This is a genomic window from Mycobacterium sp. (genome assembly GCF_035640695.1).
GTDB lineage: Bacteria > Actinomycetota > Actinomycetes > Mycobacteriales > Mycobacteriaceae > Mycobacterium.
Genome location: NZ_DASQVQ010000063.1, coordinates 1 through 19,772, shown reverse-complemented (window position 1 = coordinate 19,772; position 19,772 = coordinate 1). Strand labels below are relative to the sequence as shown.

Annotated in this window: 13 protein-coding genes; 9 read left to right on the top strand and 4 right to left on the bottom strand. The window is 67.5% G+C overall.

Translation table 11 applies throughout. The features are described from left to right. The first annotated feature begins 16 nt into the window (after positions 1–16). Positions 17–2,614: a helix-turn-helix transcriptional regulator gene (locus VE759_RS07895; RefSeq protein ID WP_324929966.1), complete on the top strand. Its 2,598-nt coding sequence runs from the start codon at positions 17–19 to the stop codon at positions 2,612–2,614. Positions 2,615–2,638: 24 nt separating this feature from the next. Here VE759_RS07895 and VE759_RS07890 read toward each other — a convergent pair whose 3' ends face one another. Further along, on the bottom strand, positions 2,639–2,770 hold the full coding sequence (locus VE759_RS07890; protein WP_324929963.1) for a hypothetical protein: 132 nt from the start codon (positions 2,768–2,770) through the stop codon (positions 2,639–2,641). Positions 2,771–2,877: 107 nt separating this feature from the next. Here VE759_RS07890 and VE759_RS07885 point away from each other — a divergent pair, with 107 nt between their 5' ends. Continuing rightward, complete coding sequence (locus tag VE759_RS07885) at positions 2,878–3,573, top strand: crotonase/enoyl-CoA hydratase family protein (RefSeq protein ID WP_324929960.1); 696 nt, start codon at positions 2,878–2,880, stop codon at positions 3,571–3,573. 8 nt (positions 3,574–3,581) lie between these two features. Next, positions 3,582–4,226: a DUF1345 domain-containing protein gene (locus VE759_RS07880; RefSeq protein ID WP_324929957.1), complete on the top strand. Its 645-nt coding sequence runs from the start codon at positions 3,582–3,584 to the stop codon at positions 4,224–4,226. 57 nt (positions 4,227–4,283) lie between these two features. Here VE759_RS07880 and VE759_RS07875 read toward each other — a convergent pair whose 3' ends face one another. From VE759_RS07875 to VE759_RS07865, 3 genes are all read right to left on the bottom strand, one after another. Next, on the bottom strand, positions 4,284–4,772 hold the full coding sequence (locus VE759_RS07875; RefSeq protein WP_324929953.1) for a DNA starvation/stationary phase protection protein: 489 nt from the start codon (positions 4,770–4,772) through the stop codon (positions 4,284–4,286). A gap of 89 nt (positions 4,773–4,861) precedes the next feature. Further along, positions 4,862–5,764: a hypothetical protein gene (locus VE759_RS07870; protein WP_324930014.1), complete on the bottom strand. Its 903-nt coding sequence runs from the start codon at positions 5,762–5,764 to the stop codon at positions 4,862–4,864. A 76-nt stretch (positions 5,765–5,840) separates the two neighbouring features. Further along, on the bottom strand, positions 5,841–6,839 hold the full coding sequence (locus VE759_RS07865) for a YihY/virulence factor BrkB family protein (protein ID WP_324929950.1): 999 nt from the start codon (positions 6,837–6,839) through the stop codon (positions 5,841–5,843). Positions 6,840–7,066: 227 nt separating this feature from the next. On the opposite strand from VE759_RS07865, the gene VE759_RS07860 reads away from it, so the two are divergent. Genes VE759_RS07860 through recD form a run of 6 tightly spaced genes read left to right on the top strand, consistent with a single transcriptional unit; the run spans position 7,067 to position 19,675 of the window. Then, positions 7,067–8,347, top strand: a complete 1,281-nt coding sequence (locus tag VE759_RS07860) for a glycosyltransferase 87 family protein (RefSeq protein WP_324929948.1) — start codon at positions 7,067–7,069, stop codon at positions 8,345–8,347. A 5-nt stretch (positions 8,348–8,352) separates the two neighbouring features. After that, the gene (locus VE759_RS07855; protein WP_324929945.1) at positions 8,353–10,635 is read left to right on the top strand and encodes an alpha/beta hydrolase-fold protein; all 2,283 of its coding nucleotides are present in this window, start codon (positions 8,353–8,355) and stop codon (positions 10,633–10,635) included. A gap of 39 nt (positions 10,636–10,674) precedes the next feature. After that, complete coding sequence (locus VE759_RS07850; protein WP_324929942.1) at positions 10,675–11,316, top strand: DUF3060 domain-containing protein; 642 nt, start codon at positions 10,675–10,677, stop codon at positions 11,314–11,316. A 57-nt stretch (positions 11,317–11,373) separates the two neighbouring features. Next, on the top strand, positions 11,374–14,673 hold the full coding sequence (gene recC / locus VE759_RS07845; RefSeq protein ID WP_324929939.1) for an exodeoxyribonuclease V subunit gamma: 3,300 nt from the start codon (positions 11,374–11,376) through the stop codon (positions 14,671–14,673). After that, entirely contained in the window at positions 14,673–17,960 is a 3,288-nt protein-coding gene (recB, locus tag VE759_RS07840) for an exodeoxyribonuclease V subunit beta (RefSeq protein WP_324929936.1), read from the top strand. Before recC ends, recB begins: the two co-directional genes overlap by 1 nt. Further along, positions 17,957–19,675, top strand: coding sequence for an exodeoxyribonuclease V subunit alpha (gene recD, locus VE759_RS07835; protein WP_324929933.1), 1,719 nt, complete (start codon positions 17,957–17,959; stop codon positions 19,673–19,675). The genes recB and recD overlap by 4 nt, the downstream gene beginning before the upstream one ends. Positions 19,676–19,772 lie beyond the last annotated feature (97 nt).

Sequence of the window (19,772 nt, the reverse complement as noted above, 5' to 3'; positions counted from 1 at the left end):
AGTAAGGTCCGGGGTCATGGGCCAGAACTGGCCAGTTGTCCGGCGCGACAACGAATACACTGCGGTCCACACGGCCCTCGTCGATCAACCGGGGGTCTGCGGCATCGTCATCATCGGCGATGCGGGCGTGGGTAAGACGACGCTGGCCCGGTTGGTCACGCGATCGCTGCCGCGGGTCCAGTGGGTTGCCGGGACGGAGTCGGCGCGCAGCATTCCGCTTGGCGTGTTCGCGCATCTGGTCGGCAGCGCGACGTCACGAGACCCGGTCGCATTCTTGGCGACGGCGCGCGAAACGATTATTTCCGAGGGTCATTCGGTCATCGGCGTCGACGACGCCCACCTGCTCGATCAGCTGTCGGCGACGCTGCTGCATCAGCTGGCGCTGGACGGGTCGGTGCGCATCGTCGCGACCGTGCGTGCGGGCGAGTCGGTGCCCGACGCGATCACCTCGCTGTGGAAGGACGGCTATCTGCAGCGTCTGCATCTGACACCGTTCACAAAGGAGCAGTGCGTCGGGCTGATCGAGCAGGCATTGCGCGGCCGGGTGGAGGGTCTCAGCGCGGACCTGATGTGGGATGCCTCGGGCGGCAACGCGCTGTTCGTGCGTCACCTGGTGGAGGGCGCGCTGGAGGCCGGCACGCTGCGTCAGGTGCGTGGGGTGTGGCAGTTGCGCGGCCGCACCGCCGTCACATCGGAGCTCGCGTCACTGCTCGACGGGCGGGTCGATCAGCTGCCCGACGCGGTCTTGCACGCGCTGCGGCTGCTGACGTTCTGCGAGCCGCTGGATCTCGACACGCTGGCGAAGATCGTCGGCGACGACGCGGTCGACGACGCCGAGTCGCGTGGGCTCATCCGGGTGATCGAGGACCATCACCGCATCGATGTGCGGTTCAATCATCCGCTGTTCGGTGAGGTCATTCGCCGCCGCTTGGGGATGGCGGCCGGCCGCCGGCTGCGCGGTGAACTGGTCCGCGCGTTGAAGGACCGGCCGCTGGCCGGCGCTGCCGACCGAATTCGGTTGGCGGAGTTGACTCTTGACAGCGATCAGGCGGCCGACGTCGACCTGTTCGTGGCGGCGGCGCGCGACGCGATCGCGCTGACCAACATCACGCTCGGTGAGCGGCTGGCGCGCGCGGCGGTTGCTCGCGGCGGTGGGCTGGCCGCCAGCGAGCTGCTGGCCCGCTCCATGCTGTGGCAGGGCAACGCCGCGGAGGCCGAGGAGACGCTGAGCCCGTTCGATCCCGGCGCGATGAACGAGCTCGAGCTTGCGCGCTGGGGTACGGCCAGAATCGCCAACCTGCAATGGTCGATGGGTGACGCCGAGAGCGCCGAGGAGGTGCTCGCGCTGTTAAAGGGCCGGCTGACGTATCCGGCGCTGCGGCTGCTGCTCGACGGCGTCGCATCGGCGTCGCTGGCATTCGAGAACCAGCTTGCCGACGCCGTGGCGCTGTCCGAGCGGGTGCTGGCCGATCCGGAAGCTCCGCCCGCCGCGGTGGAATGGGCGGTCTTCGGCGGCGCGCTCGCGCTCGCTCTGATCGGCCGCGTCGACGAGGTGGCCGTGGTGGCGGCGCGGGGGCATGAGATCGAGACCAAGGTCGACGGGCTGCTGCGTATTCTCGCCGCGTTCGGTGAGGTTCGGGCGCTGGCGTTGGCCGGTGAATTCGACACCGCCGCAGCGCGATCGGCCGGGCATGTGCAGATCTGGTCCGCGGGCCAATATCTGGCGTGGGGAATCACCAACGTCCTCGTCGGCACCGTGGGCGTGGCCCGCGGACGGTTCGCGGAGATGGTGACTCGGATGGAGCAGACGGTCGCGGCGCTGACGTCTGAGTCGGCGGCGTCGTGGAGCTTTCCCGCGCGGCTGATGCTCGCGCAGTCGTATTGCGCGCTGGGCCGCGTCGAGCCGGGCGCGAAGATGGTCGCGGAGCTGCGCACCCGATTCGGCCGGCATGTCGCGGTGTTCGGGCCGCAGCTGCGGATCGCGGAGGCGTGGCATGCCGCGGCGGAGGGAAACATCAGCAGCGCAATCGATTTGGCGCTCGATGCGGCCCGGCTGGCCGAGGAGTCTGGGCAGAAGGCGATCGAGATGCTCGCGTTGCACGATGCCGTCCGGTTCGGCGACGAGTCATGCCTGCGGCGGCTCATCGACGTCGCCGGCGGAACGGGTGGGCGGCTTGCGCAGACGATCGCCGAGCATGCGAAGGCGGTGCTCGACGGCGATCCTGAGGCAATTCACTCGGCGGCGCGGCGTTTCGAGGAGATCGGCGCGATGCTGTCGGCGGCCGATGCGGCCGCGCATGCGGCGGTCGCGCTGGAGGCGGCAGGGGACCGCCGGCATTCGGTGGAAGCGGCGGCGATGGCGAATCGCCTGGCCGCCGAGTGCGGTGGGTTACGAACGCCCGCATTGGAATTGGCCGCGCATCCGCTGCCGTTGACGGCACGCGAACGGGAGATCGCGAACCTCGTCGCGGCCGGCCTGTCGAACCGCGAGATCGCCGACCGGTTGTTCGTGTCGGTGCGCACCGTTGAGGGCCACCTGTACCGCGCCTGCATCAAGCTCGACATCTCCGACCGCGAGCAGTTGGGCACGGTTATCCGCAGCGGCGGGAAGTAGGGCTGCCGAAGCTGTTCGGCGTTGTCAGCGCCAGATCGCGCCCACGCAGACCTCGAACAGCGTCAGCGGCTTCAGCCCTTGCTTGGCCCTCGCGGGCGGTGGCCACCGGAGCTGTTTGGCGAAGCGTTTCCGCAGCGTCGGGCTTGGATCGTGCATGGATCTCCCCCTTGTTTCGTTGGCAGATCCGACGTTATTTGCCTTGGGTAATTAACGCATGCGTAGTCGACTACTCGACTTCGGCGTGGGTCGTAACATCGCTGAGCATGAGCCGCGTGGAGTACAGCCTCGAGTCATCGGTCGCAACCATCGGGATGGACGACGGCAAGGTCAATGTGCTGTCGCCCGCGATGCAGGACGACCTCAACGGGGCGCTCGACCGCGCCGAGAAGGACGACGCGGGCGCGGTCGTGGTCGCGGGCAACCAGAAGGTGTTCAGCGCCGGATTCGACTTGAGCGTGTTCCGCTCCGGTGACCCGGACGCCGCCGCCGACATGCTCGCCGGCGGATTCGACCTGTCGGTACGGCTGTTGTCGTTCCCCCGTCCGGTCGTGATCGCGTGCACCGGACCGGCCGTCGCGATGGCGTCGTTTCTGCTGCTGTCCGGCGACCACCGGGTCGGCGCGCCGGAGCATCGGATTCAGGCCAACGAGGTCGCGATTGGACTGACGATGCCGTATGCGGCGATCGAGGTGATGAAGGTGCGGCTGACACGGTCGGCGTTTCAGCGGGTGAACTCGATGGCCCAGTCGTTCTTCGGTGCGGACGCCGTTGCGGCGGGGTGGCTGGACGAGCTCGTCGAGCCGACGCGGGTGCTGTCGCGGGCGCAGGAGGTCGCGCGCGACGCGCTGCAGCTCGATGCCGACGCGCATGCCGCCAGCAAGCTGCGCGCGCGCGCCGACGCGCTCGACGCGATCCGGGCCGCGATCAAATCGGAATTCGGCCGCGAGCCGCGCCGATAGCCTGCCCCATGCTGATCCGGTTGCTCCGCGACACGCTCGCGGTTCGTGTGGCGGTCGCCGTCCTGGTCGGGGTGGCGGTCGCGGCGGTGGTGGCGGGGCACGCGGGATGGCGGTACGCGCTAGCCGGCTGGGTCGCCGCCGCGGCGGTTTACGTGGTGTGGACGTGGACCGTCGTGTGGCCAATGGATGCGACAAGCACCGCCTTGCATGCGACGCGGGAGGATCCGACGCGCATGTTCACCGACATCCTCGTCGTGGTCGCGGCCTTCGGGAGCCTTGGCGGTGTCGGGTATCTACTGATCGCGGGGTCCAGCCAGAGCAATCAGGCGATCGTCGCGGCGGCGGTGGGTGTGGTCAGCGTCGTGGCCGCGTGGGTCTCGGTGCACACGCTTTTCACTCTCCATTACGCCCGGCTCTACTACATCGACGAGGACGGCGGGATCAACTTCAACCAGCAAGAGCCGCCGTGCTACCCCGATTTCGCGTACGTCGCATTCACCATCGGCATGACCTACCAGGTTTCGGACACCGACATCCAAGACAGCGCCATCCGCAAGGCCGCGCTGCGACACGCGCTGGTCTCGTTCGTGCTCGGCGCGATCATCCTCGCCGTGACGGTCAACCTGATCGCTGGGCTCAGCAGCAAAGGCTGACAAAATCGACCCGCCGCCGTGAGAAGGCGTACCGGCGGCGGGTCGATGTGTGGGTGGCTAGATCTTGCGGTTCTCCGACTTGATCATCCAGGCCAGCTTCTCCAGCGAGTCGATGATCGCGTGCAGCAGATCCGACGTGCTGGGGTCCTCGGCGTCGACGGCGTCGTGGACCGTGCGGATGGTGTCGACGGTCGCGTAGACGCGGCCGGTGATCAGGTCGACGACGTCGTGGGTGGTCTGCTCGTCGGCCGGGAACTGCGGCAGGCTGGTCGTCGCCGCGACGGTGTCGGACCGGCCGTCGGGGACGGCGTCCAGGGCTCGCATGCGCTCGGCGACCGTGTCGCTGCCCTCACGGGCGGCGTCGACGACCTCGTCGAGCTGCAGGTGCAGGTCGCGGAAGTTGGTTCCGACGACGTTCCAGTGCGCTTGCTTGCCCTGAAGGTGCAGCTCGATCAGGTCGACAAGCACACTTTGCAGGTTCGCGGCCAGTTCGGGGGACGCGTGGAAGCTGCGGGCATCGCCGGGACGACGGTTGGTAGTAGTCAAGGTTGACCCTCCTTTTCTGGATTCATTCCAAACAACGGCCCATGAGCGCGGTGCGATCCCATTTCCGGTGTTGGATGCGTCACTGGAGGTCACTCCTGCTCGCGGTAGTGCCTTCCGGTCGAGAACTCTTCCTCGGCCCACCGCAGGTCGACGATGTCGGTCGTGTCGTCGGAGGGCTGGTGATCTGTTGGTTGCGGCTGCGGCAGCGGGTTCGACGGCTGGCGCCGGATCAGATCCTGGCCCTTCAGCCGGTCCTGGGCTTCCTGGGTGGCGCGGTTCATCCGCTCGATCTCGGCGCGCAAGACGTCGGGCCGGGTTTCCTTGGAGGCGTAGCTGAAGTAGGCCAGCAGGCTGCGGAGCAGCTCGAGCTTCTGCTTCTCGCGCTTGGCCAGATCGTGGCTGGTCAGCGATTCGAGCCGGTCGGCGGGCTGCAGGTCGGTCCAGTCCAGCACCGCCTTGGTCTGGTACTGACGACTCGGGTCGCGACCGAAACGGCGTTGCTTCTCGTTCTGTTGTGGACGGTCGGAGTAGGTCAGGGATCCGACGAAGCGCGACTCTATCGCCTCGCCAAACTCCTTGCGGGACAAAGCCGAGTCCCACACGGTCCGCCATTCCTGACCCGGGGCGAGGAAGGGCAGCTCGCTGGGCAGCTGCAGCTCGGCGAAGTCGGGGCGGCCGTCGACGTAGCCGTGCTCGTAGCGAGCGACGGTCGGCGGGTTGAAGAATGTGAACCGGATGTCGTGGGCGGCCGTCTTGCCGAAGTTGCGGATGACCAGCTCGATGACGTGCCAGTCCGACGCGTTGGGTTCCATGAACATGGCGACCTGCGGTCGCAGTTGTTCGACGCTGAGCTCGTGATTGCGCCGGCTCTGCTGACGGGCGTATATCAGCGCGGCGACGCCAAGAACGACCGCCGCCCAGACGGCGATGGTCAGCCAGGTGGTGGAGCCTGCGGCGCTGAGTTCGCGCCAGCGATCGTGTATCCAGTCCATAGTGTCCATCCGGAATGTCTTGCGAACCGTACCGGGTGACTACCAAAGCCGCAGCTTCTGGTGACCTGGATCACGCTCAGCGGGGACGTGCCTTGGGCTTTTCGTCATCGTCGTATCGGATCTCGACGCGCTGCTCGGGGCGCTGGGCCTCGGCTCGGAGGGCGTCGGTGTAGTAGTCCTTGTCGGCGTCGGTGAGCGGCGGCTGGATGATGCTTCTGGGGTAGAGGTGCTTGGCGCGGACGACGTCGGCCTCGATCGCGTAGACGATGACGGTGGCCTGCAGCGCGAGCCAGGCGAGCAGGCCCAGGACGGCGCCGAACAGGCCGGCGACGGCCTGGGCGTGGCGGAGCTGGTGGGCGACGACGGCGCCGGCGGCGGTGAGCAGGAGTTGCCAGCCGACGGCGCTAATGGCGGCACCCATGATGAGGCATCGGGTCGGCACCTGGTCGGCGGCGGCGACGCGAAAGAGCAGCAGGAAGAAGGCAAAGCCGAGGGTTGTGCCGACGATGATGCTGACGAGTCTGGCGGGCACACCGCCGAAGCCAAGCGAGGTGGCGACGCCGGCGGCGGCGCTGGAGGCCCCGGTAACAACGACGATCCCGCCGAGAAGCAGCATCAAGGCGATGGTCCTCAGATAGCGGGGCGCGAAACCGGGCCGGTCGACCTTGGGGACGGCCCACATGGTGTTGAGCGTGTTCTGCAAGGCGTGGGCGAAGCCGCGGCCGCCGAGGAGGGCGCCGAGGATGCCGACGGTCAGCGAGAACGCGGTGTTGCTGAAGGCTTCGACGCCGAGCTGGTCGTGGATCTGGGTGCCGATAATCGGAAACTCGGCGAAGGCGGAATTGACGAGTTTGGCGTGCAGGCGAGGATATTCGCGGAGTACGACGGACAGGATGGCGGTGAAGGCGAGCAGCAGGGGGAAGGTTGCGAGGAACGCGTAGTAGGTCAGCAGCGCGACGTGGTTTCCGCCTTGGTCGTCGCCGAACTTCTTTATGACCGCGATGGGAAACCCGAGCACGGGGTGGCGCTGCTGCCAGCGGTCGAACCTACGAAGGGTTCGTTCAATGGGGTTCATCGGGGTTCATCGCTCACGCTCGCAACGCCGTGTCCTTGTGTCACCTGCGGATGCCCGCAAATGCGCCCACTGATGCTGCGGCGTCGGCGCATGCCCATCGTAGTGCCTACCGGAGTTGAACGGCCGCCCAATGCTCCGTTGCGCGTTGCTGTCGCGATCGGTCCGCTAACTTGGGTCGCGGTCTTGCCATGGTGCAGGACGACGTCCCCGCGGGAGGACTGGCGACGATGGGTGACCCTGCCCTCGATCGACGGCTGAGATTTGGACGGTCAGCGTCGGCGGTCGTGTTGGTGTGGAGTGCGGTCTCGGTGGTGCTGTTGGTCACCACCATCCATCCGCGCGCGCCGAGAGGAATCCTCGAGGGCGGCACGGATCTCGACGCGTATCGCGAAGGCGCCTGGCACATGGTCGCGGGCCTTCCGCTCTACGACGAACCCCTGATTGGCAACCACCTCTACACGTACCCGCCATTCTCGACGTTGACGTTCCTGCCCCTCGATCAGTTACCGGAGGAATCGGACAAGCACATCTGGATGGCCGCAAATGTCGTTCTGCTGATCGTGGTCGTCGCGCAGTGCTGGAAGATGCTGGGCTATCGCATCACCCCGTACCTCGTATGCATCTCTGCGCTGCTGGCCTTCGCCTGTATGTTCCTCGAACCGGTCCGCAGCACGTTGTACTACGGACAGATCAATCTAGTGCTGATGTTGCTGGTCCTATGGGACACGTCGCGCGGGGAGGGCAGTCGGCTCAAGGGCATCGGGGTTGGCCTGGCGGCCGGCATCAAGCTGACGCCGGGATACTTCGTCCTTTATTACCTGGCGCTGCGGCAGTGGCGGGCCGCGGCGGTGGCGCTGGCCACGATCGCCGCGACCGTCGCGGTGGGATGGCTTGTGGTACCGGATGAATCCAGGCAGTACTGGACCCGGACGGTCTTCGATTCCGAGCGGATCGGCCACGACTTGCCGCATCCGTCCAACCAGTCGTTACATGGTGCGATCGTCCGCGTGGCCGGCGTACACCCGTCGGATGTGAACGCTCCCCCGCCTGGGGCGCACCCGCCGACGTTGATATGGCCGGTGGCGGCGGCATGTATCGCCGCCGTGAGCATCTGGATCGCGGTGCGGTTGTACCGCGGCGGAGAGCGGCTGCTGGCGGTAACGGCCACCGGCCTGACTGCCGCAGTGGTGTCGCCGTTCTCGTGGACTCACCACTGGGTGTGGTTCGTGCCGCTCATGGTCTACACCGTGCATCGGGCCATGACCAACGGCTGGTGGTGGTTGTGCGCGGCGAGCTTGTTCGTCGCACTAGGTTCATGGCCTTACCGGTTTCCCTCGGATACCGAGCCGCGCATCGGGCTGTACATGTTCCCGGACAAGTGGGTCCCGTGGGATGTCCTGGTGAACCTCTACATCGTGATCTATGCGGCGGTCATGATCGGCGCAGCGGTTATCGCGGTTCGGCACGCCCAAACTTCTGACGCGGGCGCGGCGGGGCCCGTAGGTTAAAGATCATGTCGCTCTTGGACATTGCGCTGCTGCCCTATCACGTCGCGCGTCGGGTCGCCGATGCGGTGACGCAGACGGTCTCGGCGGTCGCCCCACCTAGTGCCGAACCCGTCGTGGTCGGCGGTATGCCCGAGGGCGTGCCACAGGCGGCACTGCGGCCGGAGCCGCGGCTTCCGATACCGGCCGGTTGGCCATTTGGTGAGGACTTTCCGCGCACGTGCGGCGCCGGCCGCTTCGCCGGCGGGGCATTGTTCTGGACCGATTTCCTGTTTGACGACCACGGCGCGAAGGGCGTCCCGGTCGCCATCCCGACCGGCGGGCTGGTGCCGCCGCGCGGCACGTACGTCTACCCGGACGGGCCGGCGGCTCACAATGGCGCCGACATCTTCCGGGTTGCCGTCGGCCTTACCGACACGCACACGTGGTGGCGGATCGACTGGAACACGCTCATCGATGCCTCCGTCCCGATCGGGCTGTTCACGTTCGACACTCACCGCGGCCGCGCCGCCAGTGGCGAGTGGCCGGCCGGCGCCGGAGTGAGCTCCGCGGGAATCGATTTGGCGCTGCTGGTCTCCGCGGCCAGCGCTAAGCTGATCGACCTCACGACGCAACAGACAACGCCGGTCGAGCACACCGTCGACATGGCGGCGCGGTCCTTCGTCGCGCAGGTTCCGCGCTCGCTGGTGGAGCCCACCGGCACTTGGACGGTGCGGATGGCGGCTGGGTTGGCCAACGCCGCAGGGGACGGATTCGCGGACGTCCCCACCGCCCACGGCGCGCTGCACGGGCAACCCAATGTGTACAACGTCGCTTTTCGCACCGACGAGCAGGAGCCGGAACTGCTGAACTTCTGGCAGGACAAGGCGCAGGCCGCCGCGCTTGCCGACGGCGACGTGTCCCAGTTCTCGCTGGCCGTGCCGTGGGATGAGCTTGCGGAGCGCAGAACCACCGCTGAGCCGATCATCACGGGCACGTCGACGCGGTGGTACGTGTCCTCGGTCGAGTTGGGCCAGGGGGTCGAAGAGAGCGATCTGCTCAGCAGTGTGCTGAGCACCAAGCCGCAGTTCCTCGGCCGGGTACAGCCGTATTCGGTCTGCCTGCCGACGACATACGCGCCCGGGCGCAAATTGCCGCTGACCCTGCTGTTGCACTCACTAGCTTTGGGGCAGAACCAGTTTGCGGCGATCGACCCGCGCCTGCTGCACGAGGTGTGCGAGGGGCGGGACTCGGTGGTGGTGACGCCGCTGGCCCGCGGCCCGTCGTGCTGGTACTTCGACGAGGGCGAGCTGGACGTATGGGAGGTGTGGGCACGGGTAGCCGAACAGCTCGGCACCGACCCGAACCGCACTGTGATTGCCGGATATTCGATGGGCGGCTACGGAGCCTACAAGCTAGGACTGACCTATCCGGAGGTCTTCGCGCAGGCGGTTGTGCTGGCCGGCCCGCCGACCTGTGGCGTGCGACTGCTTGACGATGTCGATATCCCCGCCGACCCGGACCCGGGCTCGCATTGTGCCCGCGAGGGCGATACGTTGCGGCTGCTGGTCAACGCCCGGTGGCTTCCGTTCGTCATCGCACACGGGCTCGGGGACCTCCTCGTTCCGTTCTTGTCGGTGTTGCAGCAGGTGCTGGAGCTTGACCGGCTGGGCTACCGCCACCGATTCACCGTCTACCCGAGCGAGAACCACTTGTCCTTGGTGCTGAAGGACAAGTTCGACGATCCGGTGTCACACATGGGTACCGGTCTGCGCCAGGGGGATCCCGGACACATCACGTTCGCGTGGTACCCGCAGTTAGTTCGGCCGGATCTCGGGATCGGACCACATCGGGTCTGGTGGATATCGGATCTTCGGGCTGCTGCTGACGTCACGGCGACCCGAGGGGCGACGGCCGAGGTCGACGCGCGGTCGTATGCGCGGCCGGACCGGACACGGACAATCCGCCATCATCGTGGCGTGATCCTGGATCTGGAGCCGTCGCCGGGGCTGTTCAGTGAGCTGACTTGGTTGCAGGGGCCGCGTCCCGCCGCCCTACCCAGCCTGACGCTGAATCTTGTTGGCGTCGCTGGACTCACCGTCGATGTGGCGCGGGCGGGCCTGGCCGCGCTGCCCCGGTCGACGATCACCGTGGCGACCGACACGGATGTGGAGATCAAGCTTTCGGCGTTGCCGCCGGGGCTTGAGGTGCGGCTGGACGGCGAGCCGACGGGTGCCACGGTACGGGTGCGTGTGGGGCGGCACCGCATCACGCTTGCGAAGGCCGGTGAGCAACCGCAATGGTTCGCGTAACGGTGCGCCGCGAACGTCGGCTGTGGGAGCATTTGCGGAATGGAGCCGCAGGACGACCCTGAGGCGCGTATCAGGGAGCTTGAGCGCCCGCTCGCCGAGACCGCGCGGACGAGCGAATTGAGTGCGGGGTACTACACCGGTTCCCCGTACACTTCGGCGCCGCCATACGGCGGTCTGTACGCCCCGGCGCCGCGGAAGGTGTCTGCGGGATTTCCGTGGTGGGTGTTCGCGGTGATTGTGCTCGGTGTGGTGGTCCTCGGCGCGGGCCTCGCCTTCTTCAGCGTCAACGCGACCACGCGATCCGGCACGAGCGTCCCGGGCAGCCGGCCAAGTGTGGCGGAGAGCGGCGGACCAGCGGGTAAGGCCCCGAGTGGCCAGCCACGCACGCCCGGTGGGGTGACCACCGCGCCGCCGGGCGCGCAAGTCAGCGTCGCCGGCATTGCGGAGAACAAAACGATTGCCTGCAACGACAACCGTGTGAGCGTCAGTGGCGTCTCCAACACGGTCAGGATCACCGGCCATTGCCTCAGCCTCACTGTGTCGGGGGTGCAGAATCAGGTCACCGTCGACGGTGCCGACACCATCAGCGCGTCAGGCTTTAACAATCGAGTCGTCTACCACTCCGGCTCACCTGAAATCAACGATGCCGGTGGATCCGACAACAGCGTCAAGCAGGGCTGAGCAAACGCCCCGGAATCCCCATGACCATGTCGGAGTAACCCCCTATCGTGGCCACAAATGGCGTTGCATCTACATCGTGCTGATCGCACCGATCTCCTCGCCGACGGACTTGGCGAACTCTTATCCCACCCTCTCGATGACCCGTTCGCGGAGGAGCTGGTGCTGGTTCCGGCGAAGGGTGTGGAGCGGTGGCTGAGCCAGCGGCTGTCGCACGTGTTGGGATGCGGCGATGGCGCCGACGGCGTCTGCGCCGGCATCTCCTTTCGCAACCCGTCCTCGTTGATCGCGGAAATCACCGGCACCGCTGACGCGGATCCGTGGGCACCCGACGCCATGGTGTGGCCGTTGCTCGAGGTGATTGATGCCAGCCTCGACGAAGCCTGGTGCGCCACCTTGGCTACCCACCTGGGTCATTTTGAGGCCGGCGACGAAAAGGAGCTGCGGCAAGGCCGGCGCTACGCGGTGGCGCGGCGGCTCGCGGGGTTGTTCGCGTCCTACGCCAAGCAGCGCCCGCGGCTTCTCGTCGACTGGCTCGACGGCAAGGCAACCGACGGCGTCGGCAACAGCCTCGGCGATGATCTGCAATGGCAACCTCACCTGTGGCGGGCGCTGGTCGACCGGGTAGACACCGAGCCGCCACACGTCTGGCACGAGACAACTGTTGCCCGCCTCCGAGCGACTCCCAGCGACCTGCCACCGCGGCTGTCGCTGTTCGGCCACACGCGGCTGCCGAGCGCCGAGATAGAACTGCTCGAGGCGCTGGCCACTCACCACGATCTGCATCTGTGGTTGCCGCATCCCAGCGACGACCTGTGGAAATCGCTGGCCGGGCTGCACGGGCCGGTCCCCCGTCGCGAGGACACCAGCCATCGCGAGGTCGGCCACCCGTTGCTGGCGACCCTTGGCCGCGATCTGCGAGAGCTGCAGCGTGCGCTGCCCACCGACCCACAGACCGATGAGTACCTCGTCGGCGCTGATCGCCCGGACACGCTGTTGGGCTGGCTGCAAGCCGACATCGCCGCGAACGCCGTTCGCCCCCAAGGCCGTAAGCATCGAACCAATGATGCGTCGGTGCAAGTGCACTGCTGCCACGGGCCGGCCCGGCAGATCGACGTGCTGCGCGAAGTGTTACTCGGACTGCTGGCCGACGACCCGACGCTGGAGCCGCGCGACATCCTCGTCATGTGCCCCGACATCGAGACCTACGCGCCGCTGATCGTCGCGGACTTCGGCCTCGCCGACGTGGTGCCGGGCGCGCACCCCGCCCACCGGCTGCGGGTGCGACTCGCCGATCGGTCGCCGGTGCAGACCAATCCGCTGCTCGGCGTCGCGTCGCAACTGCTCACCCTGGCCGGCAGCCGCGTCACCGCCAGCGAGGTGCTCAACTTCGCCGAGTCCTCGCCGGTGCGTGCCCGATTCGGATTCACCGACGACGATTTGGAAGACATCACCCGCTGGGTCCGGCAGGCCAACATCCGGTGGGGTTTCGACCAGGAGCACCGGCGGCCGTACGGCGTTGACTTCGTCCACAACACGTGGCGTTTCGGCATCGACCGGGTGCTGGCGGGTGTGGCGATGTCCGACGATTCACACGCCTGGATCGATTCGACGCTGCCGCTGGATGACGTCAGCAGCAACCGGGTTGAATTGGCGGGTCAGTTGGCTGAATTCGTCGACCGGCTGCAGCGAGTGGCCGACTCGCTCAGCGGGGCGCGGCCGCTGCGCGAGTGGCTGACGGCGCTGGCCGACGGCATCACGCTGCTGGCTCGGGTCGACGACAACGACGCCTGGCAGACCAGCCAGATGCACCGCTCGTTTGCCGACGTGCTGGCCAGCGCCGGCGCGCGCGCCGACACGCTGATGCGTCTGCCCGACATCCGGGCCCTGATGTGGCACCATCTGGCGGGGCGACCGACCCGCGCCAACTTCCGCACTGGAACGCTGACGGTGTGCACAATGGTGCCGATGCGGTCCGTGCCGCACCGGGTGGTGTGTCTGGTGGGTCTGGACGACGGCGTTTTCCCGCGGCTCGGTGTGGTTGACGGCGACGACGCGCTGGCCCGCAACCCGATGACCGGTGAGCGCGACATCCGTTCCGAGGACCGGCAATTGCTGCTCGATGCGATCGGCGCGGCAACCGAGAAACTGGTGATCACCTACACCGGCGCCAACGAGTATTCGGGTCAACCGCGCCCACCGGCTGTGCCGCTGGCCGAGCTGCTCGACACCCTCGACATGATGACCCCGGACAAGATCAGCGAGCGCGTCGTGGTGCGACATCCGTTGCAGCCGTTTGATATTCGGAACGTTGAACGCGGCGCGCTGGTACCAGGAGTGCCGTTCAGCTTCGATCCGACGGTGCTGTCGGCGGCACGCGCAACGACCAGTGAACGAGCTGAGCAACCGCCGTTTATCGCCGGCCCCCTGCCGCCCCAACCGCCGGACGATGTCGTGCTGGCCGACCTGGTCGCGTTCTTCCGGGATCCGGTCAAGGGGTTCTTCCGCGCGCTCGACTACACGCTGCCGTGGGACGTCGACGGGGTTGAGGACTCGATGCCGGTCGACATCAACGCGCTCGAGGAGTGGACGGTTGGCGACCGGATGCTAACCGACATGCTGCGGGGCATGACGGCTGACGAGGCACGGCACGCGGAGTGGCGCCGCGGAGCGTTGCCGCCGGGTCAACTGGGGTGGCGCAAGGCCACCGAGATCCGCGATCAGGCCGAGCAGTTGGCGGCGGCGGCACTGCGGCTGCGGCGGGACACTCCTGCGGCCCACGACGTGGACATCGACCTTGGCTCCGGGCGGCGCCTGACCGGCACCGTGTCGCCGGTGTTCGGTGACCGGCTGGTGTCGGTGACGTATTCGAAGCTGGACGGCAAGCATCTGCTTGAGTCGTGGATTCCTTTGCTGGCGTTGATCGCCCACGATTCTGGCCGTGACTGGTCGGCGGTCTGTATCGGCCGCCAGAAGCGGGCGATCTCGTGCGTGCGGACGCTGGGGCGGCCGGATGATGATGCCGTCGATGTGTTGCGGGAGCTGGTGGCGCTCTACGACGCTGGCCGGCGCGAGCCACTGCCGCTGCCCATCAAGACGTCGTATGCGTGGGCGGCGGCCCGGCACGAAGGGCTCGACCCGGTGCGGGAGGCGGGATTCCGGTGGCGATCCACCGAGAAGTATCCCGCCGAGGATCAACAGCCCGCGCACGTGCGGGTGTGGGGCCGCAACGCGTGGCTGGCCGACCTGATGCAACCCGTGCGGCCAGGTGAGGAGTACGACGGCGAAGACAACCGCCTCGGTGCCTACGCGGCGCGGCTGTGGTTGCCGATGCTGCGTGCCGAGAGGACCCAGTGGTGATGGACCGCTTCGATCTGCTCGGCCCGCTTCCGGTCGCGCGTTCCACCACGGTGTTGGAGGCCAGCGCCGGCACCGGCAAGACGTTCGCGCTGGCCGGACTGGTGACCCGCTATCTCGCCGACGGCGAGGCGACGCTGGATCAGATGCTGCTCATCACGTTCGGGCGGGCGGCGAGTCAGGAGCTTCGCGAGCGGGTGCGCTGCCAAATCGTCGACGCGCTAATCGCTTTCGATGATCCGTCGGCCGTCGGCGACAACCAGTTGGTGGCACGCCTGCTCGAGGGCACCGCGGCGCAGCGCGACGAGCGCAGGCAGCGCTTGCGTGACGCGCTGGCCGGCTTCGATGCGGCGACGATCGCGACCATCCACCAGTTCTGTCAGCTGGTGCTCAAGTCGTTGGGCGTGGCCGGTGACGCCGACGCCGGCGTGACGCTGGTCGAGAGCCTCGACGATTTGGTCGCCGAGATCGTCGACGATTTGTACCTCGCGCATTTTGGGCGGGAGCGTGACGACCCGGTGTTGTTGTACCGCGACGCGCAGCGGCTCGCCCGCGCCGTGGTGGCGAACCCGTCGACGGCCCTGCGGCCGGTGGACCCCGAACCGGACTCCCGCGCCGCGGTGTGCGTCGGATTCGCGAATGACGTTCTGGCCGAGCTCGAGACGCGTAAGCGGCGGCTGGGGATCCTCGGCTACGACGACCTTTTGAGCCGACTCGCCGCCGCGCTGGACACCGACGACTCGCCCGCCCGGGTGCGCATGCATCGGCGGTGGCCGATCGTGATGGTCGACGAGTTCCAGGACACCGACTCGGTGCAGTGGCAGGTGATCGACCGGGCATTCAGCAAGCGGTCGACGTTGATCCTCATCGGCGACCCGAAGCAGGCCATCTATGCATTCCGCGGCGGGGACATCGTCACCTACCTGCGGGCCGCCGAAACTGCCGGTGACAAGAAGACACTCGGCACCAACTGGCGCAGCGACGCGGCGCTGGTCGAGCGGCTGCAGGCCGTGCTGCGCGGCGCCGAGCTCGGCGACCCCGCGATCGTGGTGCGCGACGTGGACGCGTATCACCAGGGCAGCCGGCTCGCGGGTGCGCCGCGCAACGACCCGTTCCGGTTGCGGGTGGTCAGACGAGCCACGTTCGGCCGCAGTGGAATTCAAAACCTGGGCATCGATGACCTGCGCGCCCACATCGGCAAGGATCTCGCCGCGGATATCGGCGCGCTGTTGACCAGCGGCGCGACCTTCAACGGCGAGCCCCTGCAGGCACGCGACATCGCAGTGATCGTCGAGCGGCACAAAGACGCCCGCGCCTGCTACCGCGCGCTGTCGGAAGCCGGCATCCACGCGGTGTACACCGGTGACTCCGATGTGTTCGGCTCGGAGGCCGGTGACGACTGGCTTTCGCTGCTCGAGGCGTTCGATCAACCGCACCGGCCGGGTGTGGTGCGAGCGGCAGCGGCAACGATGTTCTTCGGCGAAACCGCGGAAACCCTTGCCGCGGGCGGTGATGCGCTGACCGACCGGGTCGCGGAAACGCTGCGCGAATGGGCCGGACACGCCCGCGAGCGCGGTGTCGCGGCGGTATTCGAGGCAGCGCAGCTGGCCGGCATGAGCCGACGGGTGCTGAGGTGGCAGGGCGGCGAGCGCCTCATGACCGACCTGGCCCACATGACCCAGCTGCTGCAGGAGGCTGCGCACCGTGAACACCTGAACCTCCCTGCGCTGCGGGATTGGCTGCGCACACAACGCGAAGAACGCAGCGGCGCAACGGAACGCAACCGTCGCCTCGACAGTGATGCTGCCGCAGTACAAATCATGACGGTGTTTGTGAGCAAGGGCCTGCAGTACCCGATCGTGTATCTGCCGTTCGCTTTCAACCGCAATGTCCCCGACCGCGACTTGATCCTGTTTCACGACGAGGGTGTGCGGTGCTTGCACATCGGCGGCAAGGACAGTCCGGACTTCAGGGCGGTCGAGCAGCTAGGCCGCAGGGAGGCCGCCAGCGACGACAGTCGACTGACCTACGTGGCGATGACGCGGGCGCAGGCGCAGGTGGTGGCGTGGTGGTCGCCGGCGCATGACGAACCCAACGGCGGGTTGTCCCGGTTGCTGCGCGGTCGCCGGCCCGGTGAGGCTGTCGTGCCGGATCGTTGCGTGCCGGCGAAGATTTCCGATGATGACGCGTTGGCGCGACTCCGGGAATGGGAGGCGGCGGGCGGGCCGGTGATCGAGGAATCGGTGGTGGCACCGGCACAGTCCGTGGTCCGCGAGCCGCTACCCGCTGATCTGTCCACCCGGGACTTCCACCGCAGCATCGACACCACGTGGCGGCGCACCTCGTACTCGGGCCTGGTCCGTGCCGCCGAGACGACTGGTGTGAGCAGCGAGCCGGAGAGCGTTGACCTGAACGACGAGGTCGGCGACGTCCCGTTGACGCGGTCGGCCGCTGGCGCCGCCGTGCCGTCGCCGATGGCCGACCTACCGACCGGCGCGAAGTTCGGATCGCTGGTGCACGCGGTGCTGGAGACCGCTGACCCGTTCGCCTCCGATTTGGCTGCGGAGCTGCAGTCGCAGATCCGCGTGCACTCGGCGTGGTGGCCGGTCGACGTCTCGGCGTCGGAGCTGGCCGCGGCGATGGTGCCGATGCACGACACTGCCCTGGGCCCGCTGGCTGGCGGCTTGACCCTGCGGCAGATCGGTCTGCGGGATCGGTTGCGCGAGCTGGACTTCGAATTTCCGTTGGCTGGGGGCGATCTGCGTGGGGGCGCGCCGGATATCCGGTTGGCAGACGTGGGCGCCTTGCTGCGTGCGCATCTTCGGAGGGACGATCCGTTGGCGTCCTACGCCGACCGGTTGATCAGCAACGCGCTTGGTGGCCAGTCGATGCGCGGCTATCTCAGCGGTTCGATCGACGCCGTCCTCCGTGTCGGCGGTCGGTACCTGGTGGTGGATTACAAGACCAATTGGCTGGGGGACGCCGATCGGCCGTTGACTGCCGCGGATTACGACCGGCCCAGGCTGGCCGAGGCGATGCTTCATTCGGATTATCCGCTGCAGGCGCTGCTGTATAGCGTTGTGCTGCATCGGTTCCTGCGCTGGCGAGTTGCGAGTTACGACGCGGGTCAGCATCTGGGTGGGGTGCTCTACTTGTTCGTCCGGGGTATGTGCGGGCCGGATACGCCGGTGCTCGATGGCCATCCGGCCGGGGTGTTCAGTTGGCAACCGCCGGCGTCGTTGGTGGTGGCGTTGTCGGATCTGCTCGAGGTGGGAAGGGCGGCTGCATGACGACGGCCGAACGGCAGCTCGTCCGCAGCGCAACGGGTCTTCTGCAGACGTTCAACGTAGCCGGTGTGCTCGAGTCATCGGATGTGCATGTGGCCCAGCGGCTTACCGCTCTGGCCGGCGAGCCGGATGAGCGGGTGGCGCTGGCCGTCGCGCTGGTGGTGCGCGCGCTGCGGGGTGGCTCGGTCTGCGTGGGGTTGCCATCGGTCGAGGAGCAGGTCGATGTTGGAGACCTGCCGTGGCCCGACGCGGACGAGTGGCTGACGGCGGTGCGGGCAAGCCCGCTGCTGGCCGAGCCGCCGGTGCTGCGGCTCGACGGCGATCTGCTCTATCTGGACCGGTATTGGCGTGAGGAGCAGCAGGTCGCCGAGGACCTGCTTGCGATGGTGCCATCTCGGCCAGCCCGCGCACTGCCGGGCCTCAGCCGGCTGTTCCCCAGGGAATACGCGGAGCAGAGGGTAGCCGCGGAAATCGCACTGTCTCAGGGGTTGACGGTGCTCACCGGCGGGCCGGGCACGGGCAAGACGACAACCGTCGCACGGTTGTTGGCGGTGTTGGCCGAACAGGCGCAGCTGGTTGGGACGGGGCCATTACGGATGGCGCTGGCCGCACCGACGGGCAAGGCGGCGGCGAGGCTGCAAGAAGCGGTGCAGCTCGAGGTCGACAAACTCGAACCCGTCGATCAGCAGCGTATCTCGGGACTGCGCGCGACAACGCTGCACCGGTTGCTCGGGAGTCGCCCGGATAGCTCGTCACGGTTCCGGCATCATCGGGGGAACCGGTTGCCCCACGACCTCATCGTGGTCGATGAGACGTCGATGGTGTCGTTGACGATGATGGCTCGGTTGTTGGAGGCGGTGCGACCGGATGCCCGGCTGCTACTTGCCGGTGATCCGGACCAGTTGGCCTCGGTGGAGGCGGGCGCGGTGCTGGCCGACATCGTCGACGGACTAAGCGCACGCAGGGACGCGCGGATCTCTGAGTTGAAGACGTCGCACCGGTTCGGAGAGTCGATCGGCGCGTTGGCCGCGGCGATTCGGGCCGGCAATGCCGATCGGGTCATCGAGGTGCTACGCGCCGGAGGCGAACACATCGAGTGGGTGGAGACCGAGGAACCGTCCGAACACCTCCGCAAAGTGCTTGTGCCGCATGCGGTTCGGCTGAGACAAGCGGCTGTCCTCGGTGACGCGGCGGCGGCGTTGGCGACGCTCGACGAGCACCGGCTGCTGTGCGCGCATCGGCGGGGGCACTATGGAGTGCAGCATTGGAACCGCCAGGTCGAGCGATGGCTGACCGAGGCGACCGGTGAACCGATCTGGTCGTCGTGGTACGTGGGCCGCCCGGTGCTGGTGACGGCCAATGACTACGGGCTCGGTCTATACAACGGCGACACCGGGGTGACTGTGCGCGATGGTGATGGCCTGCGAGCCGTCATCGCCGGCGCCGAGGAGTCGCTCGAGTTCGCGACAAGCAGGTTGTCCGACGTCGACACGATGCATGCGATGACCATCCACAAGAGCCAGGGCAGCCAGGCCGACGAAGTCACCGTGCTGCTGCCGCCGCAGGACTCACGACTGTTGACACGCCAGCTGTTATATACCGCGGTCACGCGGGCGAGGTCGAGGGTGCGGGTCGTCGGTTCCGCGGCGTCCGTCCGTGCCGGCATCGCGCGGCGGGCCGTTCGGGCGTCTGGTCTTGGTCGCCGGTTACGGGTGTGAAAGGTAGTTGGGCCTCGCCGCCGTCTTCGAGGTGGCAGCCCGGCTCTGCGATGAACTGACGCGGTTGACGATCACTTCGGTGTGAGGTCAGCTCGGC